Raw genomic sequence first — 10128 nt, 5'->3', positions numbered from 1 at the left:
CGCTCGGTCGGCTGCTGTCGCAGCTACGCGGGACTGCGTCCCGATCTCGCCCAAGTGGGCCCACCACTTGGGCTCGTCGCGCCTTGCACTCGACGCAAAGTCCTCGGTGATCATCCGCGCCCCTTCATGAAATATCCGGGTTAGGGAGCCGATCTTTGCCTGCCCAGGGGCCTCGCATAGCGAGGTTCCTGGGTAGGGGCTTTATGGCGACTGTCTTTCGGTTCGGAAAGACAAGTAGTCTGCAGGCCGGCAGGCCAAAACAACAAGGGCCCCGAAGGGCCCTTGACGATGCTGCTGATCGCGGCGAAGCCGCGTGTTATGGCATTACAGCTGTGCGCAGACGGTGTAGCTGTTGTCTTCCGAGTAGTTGCCGGCGGCGGCGCCCGGATTGGTGACATTGGCACCCTGAGTTGAGCGCACGCTGCCGCTATTGGACAGGCCGTCGTCAAGACGGTTGTCGATGGCGATCGCAGCCTTGCCCGGCACATTGCTGAGGCAGATCAGCTTGGTGGCGGCGACGTAGCCCTGCACGGCGGCATTGGTGACGCCGGTCTTGCCGCCCCAGGAGTTCTGCGGCACCACGGCGGCGCCGGTTTCTGTCTTGTCGCCCGAGATAAAGCCGGCGGCACGCAGCTGCTGGAAGAAGGCCGTGCTCTCACCGGCGCCGCTGAAGGTCTGGCCGGCCGTGATATTCAGCACGCCATTGCCACCGCCAGCGGTCACGCCGGTCCACTCGCTGCCGCGCAGCGGGGTGGTGAAGGAGTTGTCGTCGCCCGGGATGCGGCGATAGCGGTCGAGGTAGGCGTTATAGGCCGCCTTCAGGCCGTTGATGTCGTTCACCGCATTGGTGACGCGGGAATTCTCGATCAATTCCTGGCCTTTCAGGATGCCGCCCAGCAGCAGGCCGATGATGACCAGAACGATGGCGATTTCCACCAGGGTGAAACCGGATTGCTGACGCTTCATAGTGCGAGTCCTTTGAACGATTGGGGCCGGAGTGAACCGTGGCTGCAGGTTAGGGCCTCAGGTCAAGCCCGGGGAGTGCAGAAAATTTACAGGTTTGGCACCAAACGCTTTGATTTATCGGGTTTTGTGAGCCAGTTCACGCTTCGTTTGCCGACGTGGCCGAGGGCAAGGGCAAACACAAGCGGTACTCGATGCCGTTCGATTCCAGCGCGGCGATCAATTCGCCACCCGCTGCCTGGGCGGCCAGGCGTGCCTGAAACAGCGCCATGCCGCCCGCCGCGTCGCTGAGCAGGGGTTCGAATAGTCGTTCGATGGTGATCGGTGGCAGCCGAGCCACGCAGATGGAAACGCAGACGCCCTGCGCTTCTGGCCGCAATCTCACCCTGATATCGGCCCCTGTCGCCCAATTGGCGAGGTGGGCGAACAGGCCATCGAGGCAGCGCTCGACCGCCAGTTTCGCCAGCCGAAAACGCGGGCCGTTGCTGGGGAGCTCAAGATGAAAGCCATGAAATCCGGCGTAGATCTGCGCTTCGCTCAGTAAGTCGAGTTCGCGCAGCAAGGGTTCCGGGGTTTGCCTATCGCTCAGCTGCTTGGCCAGGCCTTCGGCCTTGCGTCGTGCGATTTCGGCACTTGAGCGCAGCAATCCGGCCACCTCAGCCAAGTTCGAAGGATCAGCCTCCAGCAGCTGATCGGTGGCCAGCAATACCCATTGGGCAAGATTCTTGACGTCATGTTGAAGATAGAGCGAGAGCTCGGCCTGCTGCGCCAGGGCCGCGGATACCGCCTGCGCCTTGCCCATCATCGACTGCTCCACCAGCAGTTCGAACACGGCCAACACACCTTCGCGCATTGGGCGCCGTTCACCGCGGCTGGGCTGCAGATGCCAGTCGATGTCCAGTTGCATATCACCGACCTGCAAGCGACGCTGGCGGCGTTCGCCCTGCTGGTCGCCCCAACCGCCATGGACTTGGCTACCGTACCATTCGCCGCGATAGCGCAGACCGATGATCGGCATTCTTTGCAGCACCGGCTTGGCGAGTTCGAACCAAAGCAATGCATCGACGCCGGCCTGTTCACGCAGCGCGATCAGTTCGGCAGCGCGGCGCACATAGCGTCGAGCTTCCACTCGCAATACCTGCACACTGACCACTACGGCCAGTCCAGTCAGCACCAGGGCAAAGGCCAGCCACTCAAGCATCGCGTTTGATGCCGTATTTCTTCATGAAGTAATAGAGGTTTTCCCGCTGCAGCCCCAAGCGGCGCGATGCCTCGGCCACATTGAAGCCGGTGTCGGCCAGCACCTGTCGCAACAGTCGCTCTTCGGCGGCCTCACCGGCTTCGCGGATGCCTTCGTCGACCCGGGTGGCGATGGTGATGCGTGATTCGCCGGCATCGCGCAGAGTGGCTTCCTTGCTGGCGAACAATTGTGCCCGATCGACCGCGGCGCGAATCTGCACCGCCTGTACCGGCTTGGCCAGGAAGTCAAAGGCGCCGGCGCGAATCGCGGCCAGAGCCGCCGATTCCTGATCCTGGCCGGTGATCACGATGGCCTTCATATCTGGCCGTTGCATCAACAGCTGTTCGACCAGGTGAATCCCTTCGGTGATCTCATTGGGCCGCGGTGGCAGGCCGAGATCGCACAGGGCGATCTGAATGTCGGGCTCAGCCCTGGCAATCTCCAGGGCATCGTCCCGGCACTCTGCGGTGTAGACCTGAAACCCGGCCTGTTGCAGGGTCAACGCCAACAGCTGCAACAGCGACGGATCATCATCCACTACCAGCAGTTTGGTTGGTGTGCCAGTCGAGTTCATGGCATCTACAGGAAGCGGCTGATCAGGGCCACCACACTGCCTCCAATCACCAGGCCGATGCCGCGGAAAGCGGCGTCGCTGGCTTCGGCACTGGAAACATCCGGCGATACCGCCAAGGTGTAGTAGCCCGCGGCAATGATCAGTAGCCCGGTCGCAAGCACGCTCCAGCGCCAGGCCGGATGCCGTCGTCGCCGCAACGGATGCAGGCTCATCAGGGCAGTCGGCCTGCTTGCACCATACGATTCATCAGGATCGCCGGCACCACCCATTCGACCATGTCGTCATAGTCCTCGGCGCGCAGATCATCACGGAACACAAAGTCTGCGTCGCTGTTTTCCTGCTCATCAGGGTCGGATGAATTGGTTATGGTGCCGCCACCCACGCTGCGTGCCCCCCACCCATTGGGGCCGTGCGAGACGATGATCGCCGGTGCATTGTCGATCAAGATCTCCGTTCCGCCGCGGCGACGAATCGAGATGTTGCCAACATCGGTCAGCGTGAAGGCGGAGCGAGCGGGTAGGGCAGGCACTTGTCTGGCAAATGCCGGGGTGACGCTGTAAGTGAAACGGCGTGCCCAGTCGTCTCCTTCGGGCAGGCCGAGGGTTGCCCAGGGCAGCACACCATGCACGCCGCCCCCTCCACATCCCGCCGCAGTCGCAGGGCGTTCGACGCCGGTGCTGGCAGTGCCCACATCCGCCGGGCAGGGCAATCTGCCGTTCTGCATGGCGAACCCGTACAGGGCATCACGCGCTTGTGTCAGCAGGATGCGGGTTTCCCTATCTCGAGCCAGATCTTGCTGCGCACCCAGCGTCAGCAGAAGTCCGCCCAGCAGAATGGAAACAATGGCCAGGGTCACTGCCATCTCCAACAGGGTGAAACCGGCAGTTGAGGTACGCGTTGCACTCATGGAATCACCTTGGCTGGCCATCAGCAACCGCCGAAATCAGTTTCGATGTTGCGACAGCTGGCGCCCTGAAAGTTCTGTCGACACGCAGCAGACATGGCCGCGTTGGCAGCGTTGACGCACTGGGAGGAACAGGCCGGCGATGCATTGTTGATGGCGGCGGCGGCGTCGATGCACTCCTGTCGGTAGTTGTTGCCGGTGGTCCGACAGTTGTTGGCGCCGGGTGAGGGGCTGAACACCAGATAGCTGAGAAATACGTCGCGAGCAGCCTGGCAGGCGGGATTGCCGTTCCCAGGTACTCCTGGTCCGCCTGGCGGGCGGCAGGCGGTCGGTTTCGGAATATCGCTCTCCGTTATCGTCAACCGTATGTCATTGCTGGTCGGAACGCCGAGTTCAAGAAAGCTGGCCTGACTGCCGCTGCTGCAGAGGCCGCCAGCGGCCGGATTGCGGCTCTGCCCACCTTCGGCGGCACCCGGCGCATAGACCACAGCAGTGGTTCCGCCGCGCTCGAACCAGAAACACTCTCCCGCGGCATCGGTCAGTGGGCCGGTACCGATGGTCGACCATGGCAAGCGGTTGATTGCCGTGCCGGGACAGGAGGCGGGCGCTTGGCCGTCAATGCCAGACGGACAAGGCAAGTAGGGCAGTGCCTGATTGCCGGTGCCTGCGCACCAGGCGCGACTGGCATGACCGATCAACGCCTCCCTGGCCTGGCCCAGCTTCTCATTGGCTGAGCGCTCGGCGACTCGCTTGGGGTTGTGGCGGACCAGATCGCTGACCAGGAACGCGATCAGTCCCAGCACCGTGATCAGTACCAGGGCCAATAGAGCAGCTCCACGCTGCGTACGGATTCTCATCGTCTTGCCACCTCAACTGCATTCGGGGGCACGGTGTCGAGAATAGCGCCTCGGTCCATATCAAACAGCTGACCGACCGACAGACGGAAGCGCTGGCCCGTTTGGTCGGTCAGCACCAGGGCGCCAGCGTCGATATGCAGGCGATAGCGATACAGCGCTGACTCTTCCTCCAAGGCGCGTCCATTAATCCAGATCACCGCACTGCGCTGCGGCCGGTGCGCAATACCGTCGAAGCGGATCAGGGCAGGCGGCGCCTCGGTCAGTACCGGCACTTCACTCTGGCTGCCGCCCGCCGCGCTGTCGATCGGCTGCGAGCGAGTGCGTTCGATGTCGGTGCGTTGCTCCGGGCTGAAGAACAGTCGACCCAGCTGCTCGGGATTGAACTGCGTCGCTTGATCGGCAGCGCTGGCCGACTGCGAAAATGCGGCTCCTGCGGTGATCATTAGACTCAGCGCTAACAGAGAGTTCAGACGATGCTCGATCATAGGGCGTCTGCCTCCTCGGCCGGCAGGTCACCCGCTCTTGGCGCCGGCACATACGTGATCCAGCGCAAGGCACAATCGACGTTCAGCCCGTTTTCCCCTGATACCCGGCTCAGCTGGCACTGATTGACTCGAAAAAAGCCGACTTGCTTGGCGCGCAGGCCTTCGATCAAGCGCAGCAGGTCGAGTTCGTGCATGCCTTTGGAGCGGATTCGCATGTCGTGCGCGAAGCGTCCATGCGTGGCTTGCGCCACGTCGCCGTAGCTCTCCAGGGCCGGATCGACCGGCGTTTCTGACAGCGGCTTTTGCGCTGCCAGCTCGAAACTGAGCTCCGGCAGATCAAGCTCGCGTTGCAAGCTTAACAGGGCCTCGGCCCAGGCGATGCGATCGCCGCTGCCGATGAACCCGGTGGCTGCCAGCCCCTGATAACGACCGAGGTTGCGGTCCAGCTCCAGCTTGGCTTCCTCGAACGACGAAAGTTCGGCTTGTGCCTCACTTAACATGGATTCTGTCTGCTGCTGGTTGATGAGGGCGTGGTCGCGCTGCCAGGTGAGCGCGAAATAGATCGCCGCTGCGATGATCACCAGCACAGCACAGATGATCGCGTGACGCTTGATCAATCCGCGATGTTGCGCTTGCAGTAGCTGGCCGAATCCGCTCATTGCGGGATCGCCTCCGCCGGGTCGCTATTGGGCTTGCGGTCGGTGACGCAGTAGTCAAAAAAGCGCACGTCTTCGCTGGCGCCGCTGCTGCCGCGAATCGCGCCCCCTCCGCTGATATCGATTGGGGTTTCCTGGGCATTGAGTTCGAAGTCTGGGAACAGACTCAAAGCGCGCTCGAATCGCTGCCGCTCACCAAGTGCTTCGCGCAGACTGAGTGCCTGATCGACGGTGCCCGAAAGCAACAGTCCGGTGCGTCGCTCGCCGGGCTCAATCGGTAAGCCAGTGTCCGCACCGGCGACATACGCCTTGGGGCAGTCCGCCGCCTCGCCGATGCCGCTGTCGTCGTTGTCATAGGACGACTCGGTGCGCCAGGTCAGGCTGTTCAGTTGAAAGGCGGGCGCGACATCGAAGCCTCGACTCACCGCCACCAGCCATTCGGTCATCGACGGTGCCTTTTCGATTTCGTGCTCGAAACTCAGAATGGACTCGCGCACGTTGTCGGCGGAGGTCGTCGCGCCTTCGACGGTGCCGCGAAGCTGCTCGGCCTGAGCTGACAGTTGCGTTCTCAGCTGCTCCAGCTCGTTGGCCTTGGAGCGCGCCTGGTAGCTGTCGCCCAGGGTCCAGGCGGATAGCGCCAGCAAGGCGATCACCGCCGCTGCAGTTCCGGCGCTGAGATAATTGCGCAAGCGGCGTGCGTAGTGATGCAATCGTACCGTCGGCGGCGCCAGCTGAATTGGGCCGGCATCGCGTACCGCCAGTGCGAACAGTGCCTGCAAGCCAAGGCTGGCTGGATCTTGCAGTCCAGTGGCCTGCGGGCTGTCCTCAAAGATGATGCCGGACACCTCACGGCGCTGCAGCGCCTTTGATACATCATCGTTGCCCCAGACCCAGGTCGGCAACGAAACGCCACGTTCAATCAGTCGAGCGTTATACAAGTATTGCACCGTGCGCCCGAGCTCGTCGACCGCAGCGGTGAGCGGCTCTTGCTGTTGGGTGCTGGTATTGGTCAGACGCGACAGCACCGCCTGGCCGCGCTCGACGAACACGTGACGTATGCCCGCGGGTGTTGGTAGCACGATCAAGCGCTGCGTTTCAGCCTGTCTGGCCTTCTTGATCCAGTGCGCCACCAGGGCGGAAACCGGTACGACGGCCTCGACCGCACAGCCTTGATCGACCAGCGGCTTCAGCAGTCGATCGATGCGCTGCGCCACCGGCAAACCGACAAACAGGTATTCAAGGGTCTTCTCGGCCTTGCCGGGCCCGAGTTTGTGGGCGTCGCGATAGGCGGTTTCGCGGAATTCCTGTTGCAGTCGTCGTTCGACCAGGGCGCTCATGTCGCGACCGCTCATCTTCGGCAGTGCCACCCGGGTGAGCGCTTCTTCGACAAAATCGGCCACCACGGTCAGTCGATTGAACCGAGTGTCAAAGTCGACCCGATGAAAGCCGCCGGCCACCTCATAGAGGAGCTCGGCCTCGGAGCTGAGATAGAGCAGTCCTTGCCGCATCAGGTTCTAATCTTCGAGATGGTGTCGTAAATCGGCCCCAGCACCGAAAGCATGATCCAGCCCAGGATCAAGCCCATGACCACGGTCATGACCGGCTCGATCATCACCTGGATGCGGGCCACCGAGTCGGCGATGTCGCGCGAATAGAAATAGCTGACATTCTTCAGGGCATCGTCGAGGTTGCCGGTGTGTTCGCCGACCTTGATCATCCGCAGCACCAGGGGCGGGAACAGCCCGACGGTGGCGAAGGCCTCGCTGACCGGCACGCCCTGACTGATCAGGTTGCGCACCATGGCGATACCGTCGGCCACTTCCAGATTGCCGGCGGCCTCTTCGCAATAGCGCAAGCCTTCGATGATGGTGAAGCCAGAGGCGTACATCAGACCGAAGGTATTGGCGAAGCGGGCCAGTATCACCTTGCTGATCAGATCGCCAATCATCGGCAGGCGCAACCACATCCGATCCAGTCTTAACCTGACACTCCGCCGCGTCTTGGCGAGCTGGCGGATCATCAGCACCGCCACCACCGGAAGAGTGAAGATCAGGTGCCAGTAGGCGCGGATGAAGTCGGAGGTTGCAATCAGTGCCTTGGTGTGCAGGGGAATGTCGTGCCCCATGTTCTGGATGAAGGCCACCAGCTGCGGTACCAGATAGGTCATCAGGAAGATCACCACGCCGGTGATCACCACGCCAACGAAGGCGGGATACATGATCACCTTCTTCAATTGGGCGGCTAGCTCATCCTGCCATTTCAGGCTGGCGGTGATTTCGGCCAGCACGTCGGGCAACTTGCCGGCGACCTCGCCGGCGCGGACCAGGCCGATCACCAGCTTGCTGAAGTTCTCCGGATAGGCAGCCATGGCATCGGACAGCGCCGAGCCAGTTTCGATGCGATCGCGAAGGCCGCCGGACATTTCGCGCATCGCCAGCGATTCTGCCGAGTCACGCAGATCGGCCAGGGCATCCATGATCGGAACGCCAGCACGAATCAGCGAATCCATATGGAAGAAGAAATTGATCAGTTCGCGCGATTTGACCTTGCGACCACGAAACAATCCCAAGCCTGCTGACTTCAGCTGGTCGGCGCGGATCAGGCTCAGCCCGATGCGACTCAGGCGCGACTCCAGTTCCGGCACGTTCAGCGCATCGGCCTGACCGGTGATTACCCGGCCGTCCTCGGCGACTGCGCGATACTTGAATACACTCATCGATTCACCAGTTCGGTGAGATCGATCACGCGGGCTACTTCGTCGATGGTGGTCAGGCCCTCACGTACCCGCCGCAGGCCGTCATCGGAGATCGGCGAGAAGCCATTGGCCAGCGCATAGTCGGTGAGATCGCGCAGGGTGGCGCGACGGGCGATCAATTCGTCCATGCCAGCATCGAACTTCAGTGCCTCGACGATGGCGACACGGCCGCGGTAGCCGGTGACGCCACAGTGCTCGCAGCCCACCGCCCGATACAGCACCAGATCTTCTTCGTCGTCGACCCCGAGCAGGGTTTTCTCCACCGGTTCGGCGACATACATCTGCTTGCAGTGCGTGCATAACTTGCGGATCAGTCGCTGCGCGACGATGCCGATCACATTGCCGGCGATCACCTCGGGGTCGATGCCGAGATCAAGCAGGCGCGGAATCGAACGAACCGCCGAATTGGTGTGCAGGGTGCTGAATACCTGATGGCCGGTCATGGCCGCACGGAAAGCCATCTCAGCGGTGTCCCGGTCACGTACCTCACCGACCAGGATGATGTCGGGATCCTGGCGCATCATCGATCGAATGCCATCAGCGAAGCCGAGCTTGGCCGCTTCGCTGACCGCGGTCTGGCGGATCATCGGAATCGAATACTCGACCGGATCCTCCAGGGTCATGATGTTGACCTGCTCGCTGTTGCGATAATTGAGGATGGAATACAGGGTCGTGGTCTTGCCGCTGCCGGTGGGGCCGGTCACCAGCAGGATGCCCTCCGGTCGAGACAGCATCAGCTTGAGCAGCATCAGCTGATCGTCGCGCATGCCCAGTGAATCGATCGGCACGATGCCTTTCTTCCGATCGAGAATACGTACGACGAAATTCTCGCCGTGGATGGTCGGCTGTACCGCAGCACGGAAGTCGAACTCGCGCCCGGCCAATACCAGCGAGATGCGGCCATCCTGCGGTGCACGATTCTCGGCAATGTTCATGTTGGCCAGAATCTTCAAGCGCACCAGCATGGCCGGCCAGTAGCGCGAGTGCAGGGCGCGCACCTGTCTTAACACGCCGTCTACGCGATAGCGGATGCGCAGAAAGGAGGATTCGGGCTCGAAGTGCAGGTCGGAGGCGCCGAGCAGGGCGGCGTCGGCAAGAATGGCGTCGACCAGACGCACCACCGGGTGGCTGTACTCGCTGGCATCGCTGGCCGACAGGCTGGTGAAATCGACTTCGCCGGTTTCGATTTCGTGCAGGATGCCGTCGATCGAGAGCTCGTGGCCGTAGTACTGCTCGATGGCACGCAGAATTTCGCCACTGGAGGCCAGACGCCAGATCGGCTCGGCCTTGTCACCCAGCAGGGCACGTGTCTGATCCATCGCGATGATGTTGTTGGTGTCGGAAATCGCGATGGTGAGTTGGCGGGTCTGGCGATCCAGACTGACCGGGAACAGGGTGTGGCGGCGCGCCGATTCCTTCGGGATCAGCAGCAGAGCTTCGCGGTCGACCAGGATGTCGCCGAGCGAAATCGCTTCAAAGCCGAGGTTTTCCGACAGCGCCTCGCGCAGCGTGTTCTCGGTGAGGAAGCCAAGCGTGACCAGAACCTCGCCCAGCGGCTTCTTCAGCCGGTTCTGCTCAAACAAGGCGATCTTCAGCTGATCGCTGGTGATCAAACCCTGAGCTAAGAGTTCATCGCCCAGGCGGCGTTTGCGCGGCGCGGCTACGGCATTCATGGCGAGGCCCCGCTGCTGTGT

11 protein-coding genes are annotated in these 10128 nt (G+C 62.1%); all 11 read right to left on the bottom strand.

Annotated elements, in window-relative coordinates; genetic code table 11:
- Positions 1-324 precede the first annotated feature (324 nt).
- Entirely contained in the window at positions 325-966 is a 642-nt protein-coding gene (locus IFO71_RS09655) for a prepilin-type N-terminal cleavage/methylation domain-containing protein (RefSeq protein ID WP_192029428.1), read from the bottom strand.
- Positions 967-1102: 136 nt separating this feature from the next.
- The gene (locus IFO71_RS09650) at positions 1103-2164 is read right to left on the bottom strand and encodes a hypothetical protein (RefSeq protein WP_192029427.1); all 1062 of its coding nucleotides are present in this window, start codon (positions 2162-2164) and stop codon (positions 1103-1105) included.
- A complete protein-coding gene (locus IFO71_RS09645; protein WP_192029426.1) occupies positions 2157-2777 on the bottom strand; it encodes a response regulator in 621 nt (206 codons plus the stop codon). The genes IFO71_RS09650 and IFO71_RS09645 overlap by 8 nt, the downstream gene beginning before the upstream one ends.
- Before the next feature lie 5 nt (positions 2778-2782).
- Positions 2783-2989 (bottom strand): hypothetical protein, encoded by a 207-nt coding sequence (locus tag IFO71_RS09640; RefSeq protein ID WP_192029425.1) that lies wholly within the window; start codon positions 2987-2989, stop codon positions 2783-2785.
- On the bottom strand, positions 2989-3684 hold the full coding sequence (locus IFO71_RS09635; protein WP_192029424.1) for a type II secretion system protein: 696 nt from the start codon (positions 3682-3684) through the stop codon (positions 2989-2991). The genes IFO71_RS09640 and IFO71_RS09635 overlap by 1 nt, the downstream gene beginning before the upstream one ends.
- Positions 3685-3704: 20 nt before the next feature.
- On the bottom strand, positions 3705-4538 hold the full coding sequence (locus tag IFO71_RS09630) for a hypothetical protein (protein WP_192029423.1): 834 nt from the start codon (positions 4536-4538) through the stop codon (positions 3705-3707).
- On the bottom strand, positions 4535-5023 hold the full coding sequence (locus IFO71_RS09625; RefSeq protein WP_192029422.1) for a hypothetical protein: 489 nt from the start codon (positions 5021-5023) through the stop codon (positions 4535-4537). Before IFO71_RS09625 ends, IFO71_RS09630 begins: the two co-directional genes overlap by 4 nt.
- Positions 5020-5682 carry a hypothetical protein gene (locus IFO71_RS09620; protein ID WP_192029421.1) on the bottom strand — a complete coding sequence of 221 codons (663 nt, stop codon included), beginning with the start codon at positions 5680-5682 and terminating at the stop codon, positions 5020-5022. Before IFO71_RS09620 ends, IFO71_RS09625 begins: the two co-directional genes overlap by 4 nt.
- Positions 5679-7187: a hypothetical protein gene (locus IFO71_RS09615; RefSeq protein WP_192029420.1), complete on the bottom strand. Its 1509-nt coding sequence runs from the start codon at positions 7185-7187 to the stop codon at positions 5679-5681. The genes IFO71_RS09620 and IFO71_RS09615 overlap by 4 nt, the downstream gene beginning before the upstream one ends.
- The gene (locus IFO71_RS09610; protein WP_192029419.1) at positions 7187-8395 is read right to left on the bottom strand and encodes a type II secretion system F family protein; all 1209 of its coding nucleotides are present in this window, start codon (positions 8393-8395) and stop codon (positions 7187-7189) included. The genes IFO71_RS09615 and IFO71_RS09610 overlap by 1 nt, the downstream gene beginning before the upstream one ends.
- Positions 8392-10107 carry a GspE/PulE family protein gene (locus IFO71_RS09605; protein ID WP_192029418.1) on the bottom strand — a complete coding sequence of 572 codons (1716 nt, stop codon included), beginning with the start codon at positions 10105-10107 and terminating at the stop codon, positions 8392-8394. Before IFO71_RS09605 ends, IFO71_RS09610 begins: the two co-directional genes overlap by 4 nt.
- Positions 10108-10128: the final 21 nt, after the last annotated feature.

Source organism: Pseudomarimonas arenosa (assembly GCF_014841215.1).
In the GTDB taxonomy this organism is placed as follows: domain Bacteria; phylum Pseudomonadota; class Gammaproteobacteria; order Xanthomonadales; family Xanthomonadaceae; genus Pseudomarimonas; species Pseudomarimonas arenosa.
This window is presented reverse-complemented; position numbering and strand designations above follow the sequence as displayed.